Annotated in this window: 17 protein-coding genes; 9 read left to right on the top strand and 8 right to left on the bottom strand. The window is 68.7% G+C overall.

Annotated features, from left to right (window positions below):
• The first annotated feature begins 98 nt into the window (after nt 1-98).
• A complete protein-coding gene (gene glmS / locus NO978_RS14575) occupies nt 99-1,916 on the top strand; it encodes a glutamine--fructose-6-phosphate transaminase (isomerizing) (RefSeq protein WP_257300325.1) in 1,818 nt (605 codons plus the stop codon).
• Nucleotides 1,917-1,928: 12 nt separating this feature from the next.
• Nucleotides 1,929-3,605 (top strand): asparagine synthase-related protein, encoded by a 1,677-nt coding sequence (locus NO978_RS14570; RefSeq protein WP_257300324.1) that lies wholly within the window; start codon nt 1,929-1,931, stop codon nt 3,603-3,605.
• A 72-nt stretch (nt 3,606-3,677) separates the two neighbouring features.
• Here NO978_RS14570 and NO978_RS14565 read toward each other — a convergent pair whose 3' ends face one another.
• A complete protein-coding gene (locus tag NO978_RS14565; RefSeq protein WP_257300323.1) occupies nt 3,678-5,906 on the bottom strand; it encodes a polysaccharide biosynthesis C-terminal domain-containing protein in 2,229 nt (742 codons plus the stop codon).
• A gap of 84 nt (nt 5,907-5,990) precedes the next feature.
• Nucleotides 5,991-7,172 (bottom strand): bifunctional sugar-1-phosphate nucleotidylyltransferase/acetyltransferase, encoded by a 1,182-nt coding sequence (gene glmU / locus NO978_RS14560; protein WP_257300322.1) that lies wholly within the window; start codon nt 7,170-7,172, stop codon nt 5,991-5,993.
• 225 nt (nt 7,173-7,397) lie between these two features.
• On the opposite strand from glmU, the gene NO978_RS14555 reads away from it, so the two are divergent.
• From NO978_RS14555 to NO978_RS14545, 3 genes are read left to right on the top strand one after another with little or no spacing between them, the layout of a single operon-like run.
• The gene (locus tag NO978_RS14555; RefSeq protein ID WP_257300321.1) at nt 7,398-7,715 is read left to right on the top strand and encodes a PadR family transcriptional regulator; all 318 of its coding nucleotides are present in this window, start codon (nt 7,398-7,400) and stop codon (nt 7,713-7,715) included.
• 2 nt (nt 7,716-7,717) lie between these two features.
• Complete coding sequence (locus NO978_RS14550; RefSeq protein WP_257300320.1) at nt 7,718-9,463, top strand: asparagine synthase-related protein; 1,746 nt, start codon at nt 7,718-7,720, stop codon at nt 9,461-9,463.
• A gap of 40 nt (nt 9,464-9,503) precedes the next feature.
• Nucleotides 9,504-10,472, top strand: a complete 969-nt coding sequence (locus NO978_RS14545) for a MoxR family ATPase (RefSeq protein ID WP_257300319.1) — start codon at nt 9,504-9,506, stop codon at nt 10,470-10,472.
• Here NO978_RS14545 and NO978_RS14540 read toward each other — a convergent pair.
• The 6 genes from NO978_RS14540 to NO978_RS14515 form a co-directional block, all read right to left on the bottom strand.
• On the bottom strand, nt 10,450-11,154 hold the full coding sequence (locus NO978_RS14540; protein ID WP_257300318.1) for a hypothetical protein: 705 nt from the start codon (nt 11,152-11,154) through the stop codon (nt 10,450-10,452). The two genes, NO978_RS14545 and NO978_RS14540, sit on opposite strands and share 23 nt — an antisense overlap.
• Complete coding sequence (locus tag NO978_RS19990; protein WP_257300317.1) at nt 11,151-12,413, bottom strand: DUF58 domain-containing protein; 1,263 nt, start codon at nt 12,411-12,413, stop codon at nt 11,151-11,153. Before NO978_RS19990 ends, NO978_RS14540 begins: the two co-directional genes overlap by 4 nt.
• On the bottom strand, nt 12,410-12,976 hold the full coding sequence (locus tag NO978_RS14530) for a hypothetical protein (protein WP_257300316.1): 567 nt from the start codon (nt 12,974-12,976) through the stop codon (nt 12,410-12,412). Before NO978_RS14530 ends, NO978_RS19990 begins: the two co-directional genes overlap by 4 nt.
• Nucleotides 12,976-13,767: a DUF4129 domain-containing protein gene (locus NO978_RS14525; protein WP_257300315.1), complete on the bottom strand. Its 792-nt coding sequence runs from the start codon at nt 13,765-13,767 to the stop codon at nt 12,976-12,978. Before NO978_RS14525 ends, NO978_RS14530 begins: the two co-directional genes overlap by 1 nt.
• An 81-nt stretch (nt 13,768-13,848) precedes the next feature.
• Nucleotides 13,849-14,850, bottom strand: coding sequence for a hypothetical protein (locus NO978_RS14520; protein WP_257300314.1), 1,002 nt, complete (start codon nt 14,848-14,850; stop codon nt 13,849-13,851).
• A 111-nt stretch (nt 14,851-14,961) separates the two neighbouring features.
• Nucleotides 14,962-15,243 (bottom strand): hypothetical protein, encoded by a 282-nt coding sequence (locus tag NO978_RS14515; protein ID WP_257300313.1) that lies wholly within the window; start codon nt 15,241-15,243, stop codon nt 14,962-14,964.
• A gap of 174 nt (nt 15,244-15,417) precedes the next feature.
• Here NO978_RS14515 and NO978_RS14510 point away from each other — a divergent pair, with 174 nt between their 5' ends.
• The 4 genes from NO978_RS14510 to NO978_RS14495 all read left to right on the top strand — a co-directional run bounded on the left by NO978_RS14510 (nt 15,418) and on the right by NO978_RS14495 (nt 19,372).
• Entirely contained in the window at nt 15,418-16,350 is a 933-nt protein-coding gene (locus NO978_RS14510) for a glycosyltransferase family 2 protein (protein WP_257300312.1), read from the top strand.
• 90 nt (nt 16,351-16,440) lie between these two features.
• Nucleotides 16,441-16,938 carry a hypothetical protein gene (locus tag NO978_RS14505; RefSeq protein ID WP_257300311.1) on the top strand — a complete coding sequence of 166 codons (498 nt, stop codon included), beginning with the start codon at nt 16,441-16,443 and terminating at the stop codon, nt 16,936-16,938.
• Between the two features lie 321 nt (nt 16,939-17,259).
• Nucleotides 17,260-18,381 (top strand): DegT/DnrJ/EryC1/StrS aminotransferase family protein, encoded by a 1,122-nt coding sequence (locus tag NO978_RS14500; RefSeq protein ID WP_257300310.1) that lies wholly within the window; start codon nt 17,260-17,262, stop codon nt 18,379-18,381.
• On the top strand, nt 18,374-19,372 hold the full coding sequence (locus NO978_RS14495) for a Gfo/Idh/MocA family protein (protein ID WP_257300309.1): 999 nt from the start codon (nt 18,374-18,376) through the stop codon (nt 19,370-19,372). The genes NO978_RS14500 and NO978_RS14495 overlap by 8 nt, the downstream gene beginning before the upstream one ends.
• The last annotated feature ends 136 nt before the right edge of the window (nt 19,373-19,508 follow it).

The raw sequence follows: 19,508 nt of genomic DNA, 5'->3' as shown, positions 1-19,508 counted from the left end.
ACGTATGATAGACGACAACCTGACCGATACGGCGTCTCGAATCGACAATCGGCTCCCGACCAGCTCGCTCCACGGCGAACGCGAGGTGTGCCGCTGACATGTGTGGTATCATCGGGTGCGTCGGCACCGACGAGACCGTGTCGACGCTGATGGACGGCCTCAGCAACCTCGAGTATCGCGGGTACGACTCCGCGGGCGTCGCCGTCCAGAACGGAAGCGGCATCAAGACGTTCAAGCGCGCCGGGAACGTCTCGGAGGTGCGCGATGCACTCCCCGACGACCCGCCGAGCGGGACGGTTGGCATCGGCCACACCCGCTGGAGCACCCACGGCCCGCCGACCGACCAGAACGCCCATCCACACACCGATCCCGAGGGGCGCGTCGCCGTCGTCCACAACGGCGTCATCGAGAACTACGACAAGCTCCGCTCGCAGCTCGAGGCGACGGGCAACCAGTTCGTGAGCGACACCGACACAGAGGTCATCCCGCACCTCATCGCACACTACCTCGACGGGGGGCTGGAGCCCGAGACCGCCTTCCGACGGGCTCTCGAACGGCTGGAAGGGAGCTACGCGGTCGCGGCGATCATCGAAGAGGAGGAGACCATCCTGAGCGCCCGCCACGGGACACCGCTCGTGGTCGGCATCGACGACGGGGCGTTCTTCCTCGCCAGTGACGTGCCGGCGTTCCTCGAACGAACGAGCGACGTGGTCTACCTCGAGGACGGCGAGATCGCGCGCGTCGACCCCGACGGTTTCTCGATGATGGACATCAAGGGTGACCCCATCGAGAGCGAGATCGAGCACATCGAGTGGGACGCCAAGGAGACGGGCAAGGGCTCGTACGACCACTACATGCTCAAGGAGATCGACACACAGCCCACCGCGCTCAGGCAGACGATCGAGGGGCGGATCGACCCGGAGACCGGGAGCGTCTCCCTCGACGGGCTCGAAGCGGGCGCGTTCGAAGACTACGACCAGGTCGACTTCGTCGCGTGCGGTACATCGTATCATGCAGCGCTGTACGGGTCGAAGCTCCTGCAGGACGCAGGGGTCGAGGCCACGGCGTACCGGGCCAGCGAGTACGGGGCGTCGTCGAATCTGGTCGACGACAGCACTCTCGCGATACCCGTCACCCAGAGCGGCGAAACCGCCGACACCCTCTCAGCCATGGCCGAGGCTGCCGAGGCCGGTGCGACCACGGTCGCGGTGACGAACGTCATGGGTTCGACGGCTGCACGCCGTGCCGACGAGACGGTGTTCATCCGTGCCGGCCCGGAGATCGGTGTCGCCGCGACGAAGACGTTCTCGTCGCAGGTCGTCACGCTGCTGCTGCTCGCGCGCCGACTCGCCGAGGACATCGACGGTACGGAACCACGGGACGACTTCGACGAGGTCCTGGCGGCGCTGGAGCGACTTCCGGACGACCTCCAGTACGTCCTCGAGTCCTCGGACGCCCGGTCGGTCGCCCACGACTACGTCGACAGCGAGGCGTACCTCTTCATCGGTCGCCACCTCGGCTTCCCGGTCGCCAAGGAGGGCGCGCTGAAGTTCAAGGAGATCACTTACGAGCACGCAGAGAGCTTCACCAGCGGCCGGCTCAAGCACGGCCCGCTCGCGCTCGTGACGCCGTCGACGCCGATCTTCGCCATCGCGACGGGCGAGGAGCGGAGCAAGACGCTGACGAACGCGACCGAGGCAAAGAGCCGCGGTGCGCCGATCGTCCTCGTCACCGACGACGAGGAGACCGGGGCCGAGCTGGCCGACAAGCGGCTTACAGTCCCCGAGACGCACGAACTCTTGGAGGGATTGCTGGCGAACGTCCAGCTCCAGCTCGTCTCGTACTACGCGGCCAATCGCCTCGACCGCGAGATCGACAAGCCACGGAACCTCGCGAAGAGTGTCACGGTCGAGTGACCGACGGCAGCCGTGAACACTGAACTGTTTGGAGTGTTCGGCGACGCACCGGCGCTCGAGGCGCTCCGCGACACGGGCGCGTTCGACACCGTCCTTGAGGGACCGGGCCTCGCGGTCGGCGTCAGCGACCAGGCACTCGGCCATCCCGGCCGGACCAGCGTCCACGAGAGCGATCAGGGCTGCTGTGCAGTCTGGGGTGAGGCGTACCTGCCGGGGCGCGACGTCGATGACACCGCCCGCTGGCTGCTCGAACAGTACGGAGCGTACGGCACGGACGCCATCGCCGAACTGAACGGCTCCTTCGTCGTCGCCATCGACGATGGTGACCGGCCACTCGTCGTCTCCGACCCGATCCGGTCCTGGGAGTGTTTCTACACCGACACGGACGGAACCAGGGTGTTCGGGACTGACCCCACCGAGGTCGTCGCTGTCGCCGACGACGTCACGGTCTCCCGACAGTCGTTGCTGGAGTTCCTTCACATGGGTGTCGTCCTCGGCACTCGGACGCTCTACGAGTCGGTGAACCGCGTGCCGTTCGACGGCTACCTCGGTGCGGACGAGACGGGCCCCCTGCAGCGGTTCGTCTACGAGCCGCGTCGGTTCGACTACGTCGAATCGCTGGCCGAGCGTCTGGAGCGTGCCATCCACTGCCGCCGCGGCCAGCCGGGACGGACGGGAGTCCTGCTGAGCGCGGGCTACGACTCGCGGCTGTTCCTCGCCGAACTCGACGAGCTCGAACGCTGCTACACCGTCGGTCGGCCGGACAGCGACGAGGTGCGCATCTCCCGTCGCCTGGCCGACCAGTACGGTGTCGACCACGAGGTGATCGACCCCGAGGGCGGCTACATGAACACCGACGGCGACACCATCCAGTACGGTGGCAGCATCCGGGAGGCACTCCACGTGCACCACGAGAACGGCGACGAGGGGATGGACGTCGACTCCGTCTTCCACGGACTGCTGTTCGACACGTTCCTCGCCGCTCACTTCCGGCCGGAGCGGACGACCGATGTGCTCGGCTTCTCTGTCCCGCGTAGCGGGCTCGAGCCTGACCCTGACCTCGCCGAGACGCTGCTGTTCGAGAAGTTCGGCTTCTGGAAGCTCGACGAGCGGCTCGACTCCATCGACACCGCACTGCCGAGCGACAGCGTCGAGTTCTGCAAGGACGCGCTCGAATCCCAGCGCCGGCGGCTCGACGACCGCTGCGACTCGGTGTACAACGCCATCCCGCTGGTGGGTATCCAGAACCAGCCCACGCTCTCGTTCCGCAATCACCTCGCGGACAGGTACGTGGAGTCGTTCGTCGGGGCCGATAGCGAACTGCTCGCGTGGCACCTCCAGACGCCGCCGGAGCATCGGACCCGGCAGACCTACCGGGCGGCGCTGCAGCGTGTCGACGACGACCTGCTCCGGTACTCACCGCCGGACCGGCCCCGTAAGACGTTCCGCCGGAACCAGGTCGAGAAGTTGCTCCGGCGGGCCGTCCCGGGGCTGAAGACCTTCGAGACGCCGTGGCCGGACCGCAAGGAGCACTACCAGCAGGAGAACGTCGACGAACGGTTCTTCGCGGACGCACCGACGGTCCACGACCTGCCCCCCCGCGTGAAACTCCGGTTCATGGACGTCCGGTGCTGGCTCGAGGATCTCTCTGACTCACCCGTCTCGAACCCCGTCTCGCTGCTGGGCTGAGGCGGCTCGTCTTTCGGTTTCACCGCTCACCGATGACGCGGAGCGCCGCGAAAACAGACGTTCATTCGCCAGTCACTCGTCCTGCAGCCGTGTCCGGTACGCGCCGAACGCGAGTGCCGGTCCGAGTGCCAGGAGCCACGGGTCGAGTCCCCAGGAACTGCCCGCACGTCCGACCGCGACGTCGTCCGTAGTCGAGCCGTTGGTCCCACCCGTCGTGGTCGACGTGGTGGCCGTGCTGCTGGTCTGTGTCGGTGTCGAAGTCGGCGTGCTGGTTGCCGTCGCTGTCGGCGTGCTGGTTGCCGTCGCTGTCGGCGTGCTCGTCGATGTGGCGGTCGGTGTACTGGTCTGGGTGGCGGTCGGTGTACTGGTCTGGGTGGCGGTCGGTGTGGGTGTGTTGGTAGCAGTCGGTGTGTCAGTGGCCGTCGCCGTGGCGGTTCGTGTTGGCGTCGCCGTGCTGGTCGAGGTCTGCGTCGCCGTGGCGGTTCGTGTTGGCGTCGCCGTACTCGTCGGTGGCCCCGGTCCGGTCGTCGTCCCGTCAGCGGTCGTCGTCGCGCCCCCAGTGGTCGTGCCCGAACCCGTGGTTGCCGTCCCTGCCGACGTACCGGCCACCTCGGTCGTCCCCGGAGGTGCCGTCGTCGCGGCCGGTCCGTCCGAGTCGTCGTCGGGCCCGTCCCCGGGCAGCACGACCGAGGCGGCACCGCTGGCGGAGATCGCGATGCCGAGGACGAACAGCACGACCCCGGCGCCGAGCAGCCAGCGCTGGAGCCGCGAGCTCGTCGCGTCCCGCCCGCCGACCCGGGTGATGATGCTGTCCGCCCACCCGCCGAGCGGGTCCGGCAGCGACCGCAGGAAGTGCGAGAGCTCCGCGACGTCGAGCGCACCGGTCACGAAGGCGACGGTCGTGTAGATGAGGAGCCCCATCGGGGGGACGACAGCCACCGCGAGGAGGTCCGGCGTCACGACCGTCGAGAGCCACAGGATGGGGACGGCGGAGACGAGTACCGTCACTCCGGTCCGCACCGGCCGGATGTCGGCGAACGGGTCGAAGCCGATGCGGCGAGCGCTCCAGATGTGCAGCGCCAGCATCGAGCCGTAGGCGGTGCTCGTCGCGAGCGCCGCACCGACGGCCCCGAACCGGGGGATGAGCGCGACGTTGAGGACGAGGTTCAGGACGGCGGCCACCCCGGCCGCGACAACGAGCGAGTTGAGCCGACCGCTGCTCTGTCCGATGGCGAGGATCGGCCGCGCGACGGCGAAGCCGAACGCGCCGGGGAGCAGGATGAACAGCGGGAGGAGGCTGGTGGTGAACTCCTGCGAGTAGAGGAGCGGGACGACGATGGGCGAGAGCCCGGCGATGCCGATGGCGAGCAGGGCCGTCAGGAGGACCGTGTACCGGGTGATCCGGGCCGAGATGGCCTTGATTTGCGCGTACCGTTCGCGCTCGAACAGCCGCGAGGTGGACTGGAGCAGGACCGTCTGGAGTGCCAGCGGGACGAACCAGAGGAACTCCGCGAACAGCAGCGAGACGCGATAGTAGGCAGTCACCGCCTCCCCGCTGTAGAACCGGAGCAGGATGACGTCGACGTGGTACAGCGAGGTCAGCAGGACGATGAGCGCCACGCTGAGGTTGTTGAACGTCAGCATCTCTCGCCGTGGGAGGTCGCCAGTCGAGGACCGCAGCACGTCGAGGAGGTCGACCTGAGTCGAGAGGAACCCGAGGCCGACGAGAGTCACCACGACGCTCGTCACGATGTGACTCACGAGGACACCGGTGACGCCGAACCCGAGCGCGACCAGCGCGATGGCTCCGGTCAGGAAGCCGACCTTGTAGATGACACGGAGCGACTCGGAGTAGTGTTCGAGCTCGAAGCCGAGCAGGCCCCGCTGGACGTAGGTGCGGAACTGCGAGGTCACGACGAGGACCACCAGCAGGTGGAGATGCAGGAGGACCTGGTCGCCGTCGAGGTACTGGTTGATGCGCCCGACGTTGGTCACCGCCCAGAGCAGGCCTGCGCCGACGATGGCGGCGACCGTCGCGTAGCGCAGGTAGAACCCGAGCACGCGCTCGTCCCACTGTCTGCTGTCCCGGTCCTCACCGAGGTACTTCCGCACGCCGTCGCTGACCCCGGAGCTGACGAGTGTCATGTAGAGGCTGAACAGGGAGAACAGGAACACGTAGCTCCCGTACGGCTTCGCGCCCATGAGGTGGACGAGGAACGGGGACACTGCGACACCGAGCACGAGCACGAGCACCTTCGCGCCGACGACGAACGTGAACCCTGTCGTGAGTTCCCTCGCCACACTACCGCTCACCCCGGTTCCGCGGACAGTCGGGCCCGGGCGGTGGGATCGGGTCTCGCCCACGCCGGGGTGCGACTCTGCCGGTCATCGGTCTCGAACCACCGTTTCACCGGGGGCGGTCGTGGCACCGGCCGAGAGTTTCACGCCGGCGCTCAGGCTCGTGTCGATGCCCGTCTTCGCCCGGTCGCCGACCACGGCCCCGAACTCGCGGCGGCCGGTCGAGACTGGTTCCCCCTTGACGTCGAGCCTGACCGGCTCCTCGTCGTGCCGCAGGTTCGCTACCGTCATCCCCGCGCCGACGTCGACGTCGCGGCCGATGACGCTGTCGGAGATCGACGAGAGGTGGGCGACGTTCGCGCCCGCCATCAACAGGCTGTTCTTCACCTCGGCGGCGTGGCCGACGGTCGCTCCCCGTCCGACGAGCGTCGTGGCGCGGACGTACGCGTTCGGCCCCACGTTTGCGCCCGCCCTGATCCGGGCGGGGCCCTCGACGACGACACCCTCGCCGACCGTCGCACCGTCCTCCACGACCACGTCACCCACGATGCGGGCCGACTCGCTCACGTCGCCGTCGAGCCGCCTGCCCTGCTGGCCGATCCGACGCTCGTTGGCGGCCAGGAGCTCCCACGGTCGACCGACGTCGAGCCACTCCGCCAGCTCGACCGGCGTCACCGCCGTCCGTTCGATGGTGGTCGCGAGCACGTCCGTGAGCTCCCGTTCCCCCCGGTCGCTCGTGGGCACCGAGAGCCAGTCGCGCGCGGCCGCCGGGAACACGTAGGCGCCTGCGTTGACGAGGTTCGTCGGTGGTTCGTCGGGTTTCTCCACGATGCTCTCGACCGTCCCGTCAGCGAGCGTGACCACGCCGTAGTTCGACGGTCGGTCGACCTCGTGGACGCCAAGACTCGGGCCGGACTCGACGAGCCTGGCCACGGAGTCGGGGTCGTAGATGCTGTCGCCGTTGAGGACGAGGAAGGGCCCGTCGAGGTGGTCCGCGGCAGCGGCGACGGCGTCTGCGGTCCCATCGGTCGATTCCTGGACCGCGTATTCGACGGGTGTCGAGCGGTAGGAGTCTCCGAAGTAGGACCTGAGCGTCTCCCCCTCGTAGCCGACGACGAGGACGAGTTCGTCGACGCCCGCCGCCACGGCCGCGTCGGCGGCGTGGGCGGCGAGTGGGCGGTCCGCAACCGGCAGCATCGGTTTCGGTCGCTCCGCCGACAGGGGGCGCATTCTGGTTCCGCGTCCGGCAGCGAGGAGTACGGCTTGCATTGGTATCGAACTCTACGCAGTCTCCGGGTTTTATTATGCGTCGGGTAAGCCGTATCCAGCCGTGCCGGACCGCCGCGTTCCCGGAACCACGGGGGCTGTCCGTGGCTGCCGGTGTATCGAAGCGGTTCCCAGAGCCCGATATCGTCTGTTCACGGCCCTTAGACTGTTGGTAAGCTGCTGAACTATCGTCCGACCTTACGTTCCCACGGGTGGACGGTAGAACCGATGGAACAGCTGACCGCACTCCAACGCGATATGATGTTCGCAATCACGAGTCTGGAATCGCCCAACGGCCGCGAGATACAGCGGGAACTGGAGGAGACTCAGGACCGCTCGTTCGTCTCCGGTCACGTCTACACCGTCTTCGAGGAGCTTGAGTCGGCGGGACTCCTCGAGAAATCACGGCGCAACGGCCGCTCCAACGAGTACGCGCTCACCGAAGCGGGTCGCTCGTGGATCCAGAACCGCTACCGCTGGGAACAGTCGTACGTCGAGCTCGCTCCGCTGGGGGCAGACTCCGACACGCAGCCGGGCCGCTGGTAAGGATGACTCACGTGCGCCTGCTGTTCGCATCCCCCGACGTGAGACGCATCGACGGGTCTCACGGTACCTGGTTCGTCTCGGCGCTCGTGGAAGAGCAGCTCTGTCGGCTCGTCGCAGACGCCCGGACCATCGACGCTATCGCGGGCGAACTCGCGGCGGTGACCGAGGATGCGACCGTCGTCCACGTCTCGCGGACCGACCGCGGGGGGACCGTCGAGGCGTTCCGCAGCGTCACGAGCTCCCGTCCGCTGTACTATCTGACGGGCTCCGACGGGCAGGTGGTCATCACCGACCACTACCGCAACGCGCTCGCTCAGCTAGACGTCAACGAGCGGACGACGTCACGCCGCGCGGTCGCCGACCACCTCCTGTTCCGGTCGCCGGTCGCCCCGACGACGTACGTCGAGGCGGTCCGCCAGCTCGGACGTGGTGAGCTGCTCCGCTGGGACGGCGGGCGTGCCGACTGGAGTCGAGAGCTCGTCGACCAGCTCTCCGCCGCTGCCGACTGCGAGCCCGCAACCGCACGGGACCGTATCGACGAGTCGCTCTCAGACATCGTCGACGGGGCCGTCACGTCGACGACGCGGACCATGTTCTCCGGCGGTGTCGACTCGACGCTCCTGCACAGCTACCGCGACGAGTCGGCTCCCGCGACCCACCTCGCCGTGGACTCGCCGGAGTTCGACCGTGGGACCGGTGCGTTCGAGGAGGCGTCGTCGGCCCTCGACGTCGACCCGGAGCAGGTTTCAATCCGGGAGTCGGCGTTCCGCGAACATCTGGAGCGGACGGTCGACGCGCTCGGGCAGCCGCCTCGATACAACCAGACGGTGTTCACCGACGCCGGATTCCGGTCGCTCGACCGGGGCCGGTATCTCAACGGCCACGGGGCCGACGCCCTGTTCGGCCTCCAGGGACTCAAGGGAGCACGCATCGCCGACTGGCTGGGTGCGACGGTGCCGCTGCTCGACTCGGTCGCCTCGGTGGCACCCGGGCAGGTCCCCGACTCGGTAACCGCCCTGCAGCGGCGTCGCGAGCAGCTTCGGGCTCCGGTTTCGACGCCCGGTTCGCTCGCGCAAGACCTCGCCTCCGCGATCCACCCCGAGGCCGTCGCGGCCATCCTCGATTCGGCCATCGTCACCGAACGGGTCAACCGGCGGACGGAGTACGGCCACCGCCGGGCCGAACTGACGGCCGATTCACGGTTCGCACGCCAGGTCGAGTCGGGTCACCTCGTCGATTTCCTCGCGGACGACGGGGTCAGCCAGTGGCGACAGATCGGTGCCACGCACGGACAGCTCGTCGTTGCCCCGTTCCGGAGCCGTCGGCTGGCCCGCTGTGCCCTGTCGGTTCCCCCGGACCGCCGGTACGTCCGTGGAGTCGACGACCTCCCCGACCTCCAGCCGAAGTACCTCCTGAAATCGTTGCTCGCGGAGCGGTTGCCGTCCTATCCGACGGGGTGTCGCAAAGGGGATGGTTCGCTGCCGATCCGTCGGTACGTCGAGTCCGGGCCGCTCTCGGACGTGTTCGACCGGTACCGCCCGCCGACGTTCGTCCCGCCGTCGGCACGGCACCGTCACGTCGATAGCTTCGGCCCGCTCACGTGGCCACTACTCACCTTCGCGGTGTGGCGCGCCCGCGTCCGCGACGAGCCGGAGCTCCCGCCGGTTCCGGGCACCGAAGACCACGTGATCAGGCTCCCCCGCGACCCACCGTCTCCGGTGCCGGACGGACAGCGGCCCGGTGCTTAATAGCTCTATAGTAAACCGCCTGCCGGTGCTGGCCCTCTGCATGGACGTTGCCACTGCGAACGACATGGGTGCAGATGTGCTCGACGAGGTATCGAACGTCGTCATCGCCGACGATCAGGTGCTCGAGAACGTCCTGACAGCGCTCTACGCCCGGGGGCACGTACTGCTGGAGGACGTGCCGGGGACGGGGAAGACACTCACCGCCCGAACGATGGCGACCACGCTCGGGCTCTCCTTCTCGCGCATCCAGTTCACGCCCGACCTGCTGCCGGCCGACATCACGGGGACGAAGACGTTCGCGGAGGACACCGGTGAGTTCGACTTCAACCCCGGGCCGGTGTTCGCGAACGTCGTGCTCGCGGACGAGCTCAACCGTGCGTCGCCGAAGACCCAGGCCGCGCTCCTCGAGGCGATGGAGGAGAAACAGGTCACCGTCGACGGGCAGACGTACGATCTTCCGACGCCGTTCATCGTCATCGCCACCCAGAACCCCGTCGAGTCCGGCGAGGGGACGTTCCCGCTGCCGGAGGCCCAGCAGGACCGCTTCCTCCTCAAGGAGAGCTTCGGGTACCCCGACAAGGACGGCGAGCGAATGCTGCTCGACCGGCGCGAGCGCCGGACCGACCCGTTACCGAGCGCCCAGCGTATCCTCTCGCCGGACAACGTACAGGAGCTCCAGACCGCGCCGGAGCGCGTGACCGTCCACGGCGACCTCAAGGACTACATGCTCCGCGTGGTCAGAGCGACGCGGACCGACGACCGGGTTGAGGTCGGCGTCTCCCCGCGTGGCACCCAGCGGGTCTTCGAGACGGTGCGGGCCCGTGCCGCGCTCCACGGGCGCGACTTCGCACGGCCCAGCGACGTGAAGACGCTCGGCGAAGCGGTCCTCGCGCACCGGCTCGTCCTCGAGACGGACGCGATGGTCGACGACGTGGCGGAGGCCGACGTCGTCGAGGAAATTTTGGCCGACGAACCGGTCCCCCGTATCAGTCGTGAAGCGCCGCAGTGAACAGCAGCGCACCCACCAGCAGCAGGACGAAGGACCCGAGTGAGACCGAGAGGAGCGAGACACGCCTGAGGCCGTAGCCCAGCCCGACAGCCGCCCCCGCGACGAGGACGCTCCCCACGATGTGGACGGCTTCGCCACGGACCGTCGCGGCCTCGCGTCCGAGCTGTTCGCCGACGTTCGTCGCCTGTTCTCCGGCGTCCCACGTCAGGACCGTTCCGGCCGTCCCGGCGAGCAGTGTCGGGAACGTCGCGTTCCGGATGAGCCCCGTCACGAGCACGGTCACGAGGACCCCGGTCGCGCCAACTTTCAGGAGGCCACGCGACCCGGTCCCGCGAACCGGCGCGACGGCCGCGACGACCGCCGCAGCACCGACCATCCCCGGGACGACGGCCGAGATGTCCGCGAGACCGCCCAGCTCCGCGGCGGCGACCGCGACGGCCCCGCCGACGACGAGGACGCCGATAGCGACCAGTAGCGTGCCGAGGAGATACCAGCCCGACCGGCGGAGTCCAGCCCCTCCGGCAGCCACGGCGACCCCGACGAGTTCGAGGCCGAGGGCAGGCAGCGCCGTCGCGGGTGCGAGCAACGCGACGGTCCCGGCGGCGAACAGGACCGCGACGGCGGCGCTGAACCGTGCGGGGCGATGGCTCACGCTGACCCGGTCACGGGTTGGTTCGGTCATCGGTGCCACCGTCTCGTCGCCCGGTCGAACGCGCTCTCCAGTGCCTCGTCCGCCGCCCACAGAACCACTCGCACACCGGCGTCGCGGAGCTCCGTCTCTCGGTTCCGGCGTTCGACCTGCCCGAGCCGTCGCCCGGGGCTGCCCTCGTCCGTCGGGTCCGGAGTGACCACTGTGACGGCGTGGCCGGCGAGCTGCAGGCGACGTGCGAGCCGGACGATCTCGTCGTCACAGAGGGGGGAGAGCAGGACGAGCTGTGTCCGCTCGTTCAGGCTGGCCCGGAGCTGCCTCGCCTGTCCCTCGAGGTCGACCGGGTCGGCGGGCGGCCGGGAGTCGAACGTCTCGTGCGTCGCGAGGATGCGGTGCGCACGTCGAGCGTGCTCCCGTCCGGTGTCGGGCTCGAGCAGGCAGTACTCCCGACCGAACCCGGCGACGCCGACCGGGTTCCGGGTGCGACTCAGGACGTCGACGAGCCGGCGGGCACCGGACACACACCGCACCACCGCGTGGGTATGGTCGTCGGGTCCCCGGTAGGCACTTGCTCGGGCGTCCACAGCGACCAGGACGCTCGTCGCCCGCTCCTCGCGGTACTCGGTGGTGGTCAGCTCGCCGGTCGCCGCGTAGCGGTTCCAGTCGATGCGTCCGATCGAATCGCTGGGGTGGTACTCGCGGGTCCGGTAGAACTCGGTCCCGATGCCGCCTGCGTCCGCGGCGATGCGGCCGACCTGCTGGAGCGTCTCCGGTCTGACGGGTGCCGACGACAGCGGCGTCGTGCAGTCGAGTTCGGTCAGCGCCTCGGCACCGACCGTCGTCTCGAACTCCGTCGCGCCGGCCAGGTCGCGCGCCACGACCGTCGCGGGCTCGAAGCCGTGGGTCCCCCGCTCGGCCCGGACCGTGTAGGTGAACGAGTCGGTCTCGCCGGGACGGAGAGCGGTCCCACGTCGCGGCAGCGACTCCACGACCGAGAGCGTCGGCGGGACGCCGTCGACGACCCGGAGGTCCGCGAGCAGGCCGTCCCCCTGATTCGTGACCGAGACCGACACCTCGACGTGGTCACCGGGGTCCGGGTTCGGGTCGCTCACCGTCCGTTCGAGGCCGACCGCGGGCTCCGTCCGCGGCGCGAGGTCCGGGTAGGCCGCGAAGACGACGCCGACCCCGGCGAGCAGCAGGAGCGGCGGTCGCTTGGCGGCGAGCCCGACCGCTCCGACGACGAGGGCGACGCCGACCACACCCCGCCAGCGATTCGTCCGGCGTCTCTTCACGTCCTTTCACCCCGGTTCGACTCGCTCACTTCGAGTGACTCGACGACCGCCACCGTCCGTCGGGCGATGCTGGGTGTCCGCACCGTCGCGACCACCGACAGGTCGTCCTCGGCCAGGAACCGCGCGACGTGGTCGTCGTCGGTCCACTCGCCGTCGGCGACCTTCGCCGCGGCCTCGGTGCGACTACAGCCCTCGCTGCGACGTACGGTGCCGACTGCCGCGGCCCGGAGCCGGTCGCGGACGGTCTCACGCTGGCCCGCGCCGAGGACCGGGAGCCGGAGCTGCCAGCTGGAGAGCGATTCGTCCAGAGTCCCGCCGGCGGGCGGCACCGTGACCGGCCCCTCAGGGTCCGGAGTGGACGCCTGGTTCATCCGCTCCGCTCTGCCCGACGCGGTCGCGGCTATCGCGGCCAGTGCCGCGATGCCACCGATAGCGGCCAGCAGGAGGTAGTCGTTGCCGAGGGCACGGGCCGCCGCGGCGACCGGGACCAGCGAGCTGCCGGCCGTCGAGAGGAGACCGAGCACGACGGCCGCACCCCCGAGCGCGGCGAGGACCCGTCGCATCACGACCCTCCGTGCTCGGAGTGCCTGTCCGAGCAGAGCCGCAGCGACTCTGTCGCGCGGTTCCGCCGCCGCTCCGTGACCGGCTCCTCACCGTACCTGACCTCGGTGAACACTTCGGTCAGCGGCTGGATGGCGGCCTGCTTGCCACCGCGTTCAACCGCCCGGCGAGCACACTCCGCGGGCGTCCTCGTGCGGTCGTCGGCGAGGTCGAACTCGGCCATCGTCCGGTACCACGCCTCCTCGACCGAGTTGGCAGGGTTCGGTGGCCGTGTTTCGCTGGTCGGTGTGGCACCGTCGTCCGTGTCGCGGAGCCGTGCCCAGAGCGCGGCAACCCCGGCCGCGATCAGGTGCCTGCAACGGTAGAGCGCTACCGCGACCGCGAGCCCGACAAGCAGGGGGAGTGCCTGCTCGAGCAGCGAGAGCAGTCGTTCGAGGAGGCTCCGGTGTCCGCCCGGCGCTGTCCCGTTCCCGTCACCGCTGTCCGGAATCTCCTGGACTGTTCCCGAATCAGCACGTGTGGGTGCCGAGGCATCCCCGGAAGCGTCTCGGTCCTGTGGCGAGGTCTGGCCGGTGTCCGATTCGCCGCCGCTCGTCTGCTCGTTCGATTCCCGTCCCTGGAGTTGCCGTTCGAGGCCCGCGACGGAGTCCTGGCCGATTGGCAGGAGCCTGCTGTCGACGTCGACCGCCTCGTCGGGCGTCGTCGAGACGGCGGTGTCGAGGGAGCCGGCAGCGGTCGCGAGGGTCAACAGACAGCAACCCAGTACCGCGAGCGAGAGGAGTCGTTGATTCATCGTGGTCGGTGTCAGTGGATGTGTCGCGTTCAGTCCGTCATCGGACGAGGCTGTGCGTCTCGAAGCTGTCGTCGTCGGTGGCTACTCCTCGTCCTCCTCGTCGTTCATCGTCACCTCGATATGGACGCTGTCGCCGTCTTTGAGGTAGTAGCTCCCCGGCTCAACTGGTTCGTCGTTCACGGTTATCGAGACGGTCGTGCCTGGGTCGCTCCGGTCGTAGGTCGTCCCGTTGTACGTGATCGAGTCGTTCGTGACCTCGATACCGGGGAACGTGCCCATCGCGTACTCGAGGGTCACGCTCCAGGAGTGAGCGTGCCATCGCGGCGCGCTGCCGGACTCGAAGTGGAAGTAGGTATGTTCGTCGGGCGTCTGGTACCTGGCCCGACTGAAGTTCACTGGCTCGCCGTCGACGACCATCTCGACGTGACCGTGTGCGTGGAGGTCGTGATGGTCGATGTGGTCGCCCGGCGTCGGTTGGTCGACGGGCGCGGTGAGCACTTCGACCCACACCTGGTCACCGTCGGACAGCTCGTACTCCCCGGGGTCGACGGGCTCGCCGTTCGCACGGACGACGACCGTCACGTTCGACTCGTTCCCGCGGTACGTGGTGCCCTCGTAGGTCACCCGGTCGCCGCCGTCGGCGACCGACAGGTTCGCCGTCTCGAGGGCCGCGGCGAGCGTGGGCTGCTCCTCGCTGGTCGCCCAGCTCGACTCGTCGGCGAACCAGACCGGTGCCGACTCGTTCGCCGCCGAGAGTGCGACCCGTTCGTCGTCGACGACGACGGCGAGCCCGCCGCTCGCCACGGCTCGACTCTCGTTGCTCCCGGAGTCACCCGTCCCGGGCTCGTCGGTTCCCGGCGCGGTCGTCGTCGTGGTCTGGGTTGGCTCAGATGTCTGTTCGCCTTGGCCGTCAGTCGGTGTCTCCGTCACGTTCCTGTCGCCTGGGTCGGATTGCTGCGTGCCGTTGGTCGTCGGTTCCTCGCCCGAATCGTCGGCGAACCCAGCACAGCCGGCCAGGCCCACGAGGAGGACGATGCCCAGGACCAGCCCGGCGCGTCTCGGTACTGTTTGCTCGTCGAACATCACGTCGATGTGTACCGCCTGGCCTGTTTATTATCAGTCTCCTAGTACTGGCGGCGGCGCTGTTCGGGGCTGTATCTCGCGGAAGAACGACAGTTGACGACGCGGGGACGGCTACCCGGTCGTGGCCGTGGTCGCGGTTCCGTTCGTGGCCGTTCCGTTCGTGCTCGTCTCGTTCATCCCGTCGGTGGTCCCGTTCGCAGTGCCGCCGGTACCGCCCGTGGGCACGCCGCCGGCGGAGCCGTTGTCACCAGCAGTGGTCAGTCCGTCTGCCGAATCGTTCTCGGGTGACTGCTCGTCGTCGCTGGAGGGCCCCGCACAGCCGGCGAGCGCCAGCAACACGACCAACCCGAGGGTCAGCGCGTAGCGTCTCGATGCGTCGAGTTCGTCGAACATCACGTCGACGTGAGACGTGAGGCCATCATTACTATCGGTCCGCTAAGCGGCCGTTTAACACCTGTATAAGCTCGGCTCGGCGAGGTGCCGTCCTCCCGACCCCCAGCCCGAACTGGCCGCGAGTCGTTACCCTCCGTATAGTAATCCGCCGGGGGCACGACCACCTGAACAAGGATGTCAACCGTCAGTGTCGTCATACCAACGTACAACGAAGCCGCCGTGCTCCACCGGAGCATCGAGAGCGTGCTGGCCCAGACGTACGAGGACTTCGAACTGCTCGTCGTGGACGACGGCTCGACCGACGAGACCGCCGCTGCCGTGCGGTCATACGACGACGAGCGTGTCCGATACCTCGCACACGGAACCAACCGCGGAGCGAGCGCGGCCCGGAACACCGGCATCGAGCACGCGACCGGCGAGTACGTCGCCTTCCTCGATGCCGACGACGAGTGGTACCCACGGAAGCTCGAACGACAGGTCGCCGAACTGTCCGACAGGGCGGCATCCTGGGTCGCCGTCTACTGCGGTGTCGACCTCGTCACCGAGGACGACGACGGCTTGCTCGACGAGTGGTTGCCGCGCTCGTGGACCCGACTCGACGAGACGGAGGGGGCCGAGGGCGGCCAGGGCCTGGTCAAGGACGTGCTCCTCGACCGGTTGCACACGAGCGCCGGTTCGACCCTGCTCGTCCGTCGTCCCGTCGTCGAGGCCATCGACGGCTTCGACGAGTCGTTCGACCGTTTCCAGGACTCGGAGTTCCTCATCAGGGTGCTCCAGCAGGGCCAGCTCGCGTACGTGGACGAGACGCTCGTCGCCCGGTACGACACCGGCAGACCGGACGCAGAGGCCATCGAGGCGGCCGACGAGGCGTACCTGGAGAAGTTCGCCGACACCGTCGACGAGCTGGAGCGACGGGGGTACGACATCCAGGGCACGCACGACTACTTCCTGGCGAAGTTCTACTTCCAGGAGGGCGAGCTTGGCGAGGGCTTCCGACACCTCCGCAACGCCTGCTGGCCGGAGGCACGCCAGTACCCGGGACTCCTCTACTCGGTCGCGACCGGGACCGTCTCGTCGCTCGTCGGTGGCCGCCCGCGGCGGTCCTGACCGCCTGCTGCGGATTCGAACGACCACAGCTTTCATCTGCGTGGTGTCCTCTAGCCCAGGCAGAGACCCGCACCGGGGACTCCGTTCTGGATGGCGATGACAGTGGACGAGGAACGACCAGTCGACGACGGTCAGCGGGCGCCCGTGGCCAGACGACAGTTCCTTCTCTCCTATCTGGATGAGTCTGTGACACCGGTCACCATCGACGAACTGGCCGACGCGGTCGTCGAGTGGGAGATGCAGCAGGTACCGACGCGTCTCGCTCCCCCTGACCGGCGCGATGTCCGGGAGCAGCTCCACGAGGTCGACCTGCCTGCACTGGCGGCCGACGGACTCGTCACCTACAACGAGGACGAAGGGCTCGTGGGGACCTACGACGGGGAGCCGACGCCGCTCGACCCGGACCCGGAGCCGTCGACCCAGCCCGAGCAGCAGGCACCGTGGTGCGTCGTCGTCGCGGGGCTCGTGGTCGTCGCGGCGCTGCTCGTGCTGGCGGTCGTCGGACTCGGGTTCCCGGTTGCGGTCGCTTCGCTCACGACCGCCGTGCTGGTACTGTTGACAGTCTTCGCGACCAGCCTGCTTCGCTGAGTGCTGGCCACGGAGTACGGCCCTCGATGGGGGTCTATGAAATCTATAATAAAGCCTTCTCCCCCGTGAGTGGGCGACACCGATGGTCCGGAACCAACCGAGTACGACACGTTCGTCCCCGCCCCCGTGCGTCGCGCCGCTGGCGAGGGGCTCGAGCCACCGCAGTTCTCCACCAGAATCGTCCGAAGACGGCGGCGTGGCAGGTGCTGGGAGTACCCACCCCCGGCCACCTGCCGGGACGACAGCGACCGTCCGACGGGTCGCACACTCCGTCCGACGGGCGAGACGACCGCCGGGCGCTGTAGACGCGGAGGTCGACCGATGAGCGAACCGGCGCCGCCGACCGAACGGGTCCCGATAGCCGACCCGGACATCGGTGCGGCGGAGATCGACCGTGTGACCGACGTGCTGGAGTCGGGACGGCTCGCTGCTGGCGACGAGGTCGCCGCCTTCGAGCGGGAGTTCGCGTCGGACTGCGGTGCCGACCACGCTGTCGCCACCGCGAACGGCACTGCCGCGCTCCACGCGGCGCTCGAGGCCATCGACATCGAGCCGGGTGGGCTCGTCGTGACGACCCCGTTTACGTTCGTCGCGAGTGCGAACGCCATCCGGTTCGCGGGCGGCGTCCCGGTGTTCGCCGATGTCGACCCGGCGACGTACACGCTCTCGGCGGACACCGTCCGCGAGACGATCAAGGAAGCCCCCGGCACAGTGGAGGCCATCGTCGCAGTCCACCTCTACGGCCTCCCGGTCGACGTGGCGGGGCTCCAGTCGATCGCCGACGAACTCGACATCCCGCTGGTCATGGACGCGGCACAGGCCCACGGTGCGACATACGACGGCGAGAGGGCCGGCACGCTCGGCGACGTGAGCTGCTTCTCGTTCTACCCGACGAAGAACATGACGACCGGCGAGGGTGGCATGATCACGACCGACGACCCCGAGATCGCGGCGCGCGCCGAGCGGTTCATCAACCACGGCCGCGATACCGGCGGGTACGAGCACGTCGACCTCGGCCACAACTTTCGGATGACCGACCTGAACGCGGCGATCGGCCGGGCACAGCTCGCGGACCTCCGGGAGTACAACGAGGCCCGCCGCCGGAACGCCGCGATGCTGAACGAGGCACTCGCGGAGACCGACCTCGTGACACCGCTCGAACCGGCGAACCGGCGACACGTCTACCACCAGTACACCGTCCGGTGCGGGAACCGGGACGAGGTTCGAGCCGCTCTCGACGACCACGGCATCGACGCCGGGGTCTACTACCCGTCCCCGGTGCACGAGCTCGAGGCCTTCGAGACGTTCGAGGCGTCCACCCCGGTCGCGGAGCGTGTCGCCGACGAGGTGCTCTCCCTCCCGGTCCATCCAGGGCTGTCGGAGCGACAGGTCGAGTACCTCGGCCGCGTCCTGCGCGAGGAGGTGCGCATCGACCATGTCTGAGGACGGGACGACGCCGTCCCAGCCTCTCGCGGCTGGTGTCGTCGGCGTCGGTAGCATGGGTCGAAACCACGCCCGGGTGTACGACGAACTCGGGACGACACGGCTCGCTGGCGTCTACGACGCCGACCGCGACCGGAGCGAGTCGGTCGCGTCCGAGTTCGACACGTCGGCGCGGAAGGTCGATGCGCTGCTCGACGTGGTCGACGTCGTCTCCATCGCCGTCCCCACGGAGTATCACTTCGAGCTGGCCCGGCGAGCCGTGCACGCCGGCGTCGACGTGCTCGTCGAGAAGCCGTTCGTCGAGGACATCGACCGCGGTCGTGCACTCGTCCGGTTAGCCGACCAGCACGACGTCGCAATCCAGATCGGACACGTCGAGCGGTTCAACCCGACCGTCTCGGTCCTCCGTGACATCGTCGAGGAGCTTGAGGTCATCGCCGTCGACGGCAAGCGACTCGGGCCGCCGCCGGAGCGGCGCATCCCCGACTCCGCGGTCATGGACCTCATGATACACGATGTCGACCTCGTCTGGAGTCTCCTCGACGGCTCTGTCGACACGTGCAGTGGCTACCAGACCGCGGACGGTCGGCACGCCGTCGGGACGCTCGAGTTCGACACCGACACGCTCTGTACGCTGACGGCGAGCCGGGTCTCGCGCGAGGAGGTCAGGCGCATCAGCGTCTCCGCGAAGGAGTGTCGCGTGACCGCCGACCTGCTCGAACAGACCGTCGAGGTCCACCGCAAGTCCGAGCCCGAGTACGCCAGCGGCGAGGTCGCGGACTGTCGCGGTGGCGAGGTCGTCGAGCAGGTGTCGGTCGCCGACGACGAACCGCTCGAACGGGAGCTCCGCTCGTTCACGCGGACCGTTCTGGAGGACGGGACCCCGACCGTCAGTGGCGAGGAAGGGCTGCGCGTGCTGGAGATGACACGAGCAATCGAGGAGGCGACCGACCGGCAGACTGCAGAGCAGCTGTCGTTCGCGTCCGACTGACCGCGGGCTCCCCGCCGCGAACTCAGGGAGCGGAGAACGCCGAATTCACTCTTATCGGGCATCTAAGGCGCTGCTTATCAGAACTATAGTAAACATCGTCACGCTCCGAGGTCCGGGCAGACGATGACACGCCTGT

This window comes from Haloarchaeobius sp. FL176 (genome assembly GCF_024609245.1).
Taxonomy (GTDB): domain Archaea; phylum Halobacteriota; class Halobacteria; order Halobacteriales; family Natrialbaceae; genus Haloarchaeobius.
Note: the sequence above shows the minus strand (reverse complement) of the source record. Positions and strands in the feature narration are given on the sequence as shown.

Coding starts and splice junctions, on each gene's coding strand:
- NO978_RS14515 (WP_257300313.1), bottom strand. CDS start 15,243: ATGTTCGACGAACTCGACGCATCGAGACGCTACGCGCTGACCCTCGGG.
- glmS (WP_257300325.1), top strand. CDS start 99: ATGTGTGGTATCATCGGGTGCGTCGGCACCGACGAGACCGTGTCGACG.
- NO978_RS14555 (WP_257300321.1), top strand. CDS start 7,398: ATGGAACAGCTGACCGCACTCCAACGCGATATGATGTTCGCAATCACG.
- NO978_RS14545 (WP_257300319.1), top strand. CDS start 9,504: ATGGACGTTGCCACTGCGAACGACATGGGTGCAGATGTGCTCGACGAG.
- NO978_RS14500 (WP_257300310.1), top strand. CDS start 17,260: ATGAGCGAACCGGCGCCGCCGACCGAACGGGTCCCGATAGCCGACCCG.
- NO978_RS14540 (WP_257300318.1), bottom strand. CDS start 11,154: ATGACCGAACCAACCCGTGACCGGGTCAGCGTGAGCCATCGCCCCGCA.
- NO978_RS14520 (WP_257300314.1), bottom strand. CDS start 14,850: ATGTTCGACGAGCAAACAGTACCGAGACGCGCCGGGCTGGTCCTGGGC.
- NO978_RS14505 (WP_257300311.1), top strand. CDS start 16,441: ATGGCGATGACAGTGGACGAGGAACGACCAGTCGACGACGGTCAGCGG.
- NO978_RS14530 (WP_257300316.1), bottom strand. CDS start 12,976: ATGCGACGGGTCCTCGCCGCGCTCGGGGGTGCGGCCGTCGTGCTCGGT.
- NO978_RS14510 (WP_257300312.1), top strand. CDS start 15,418: ATGTCAACCGTCAGTGTCGTCATACCAACGTACAACGAAGCCGCCGTG.
- NO978_RS14525 (WP_257300315.1), bottom strand. CDS start 13,767: ATGAATCAACGACTCCTCTCGCTCGCGGTACTGGGTTGCTGTCTGTTG.
- NO978_RS14495 (WP_257300309.1), top strand. CDS start 18,374: ATGTCTGAGGACGGGACGACGCCGTCCCAGCCTCTCGCGGCTGGTGTC.
- NO978_RS14550 (WP_257300320.1), top strand. CDS start 7,718: ATGACTCACGTGCGCCTGCTGTTCGCATCCCCCGACGTGAGACGCATC.
- glmU (WP_257300322.1), bottom strand. CDS start 7,172: ATGCAAGCCGTACTCCTCGCTGCCGGACGCGGAACCAGAATGCGCCCC.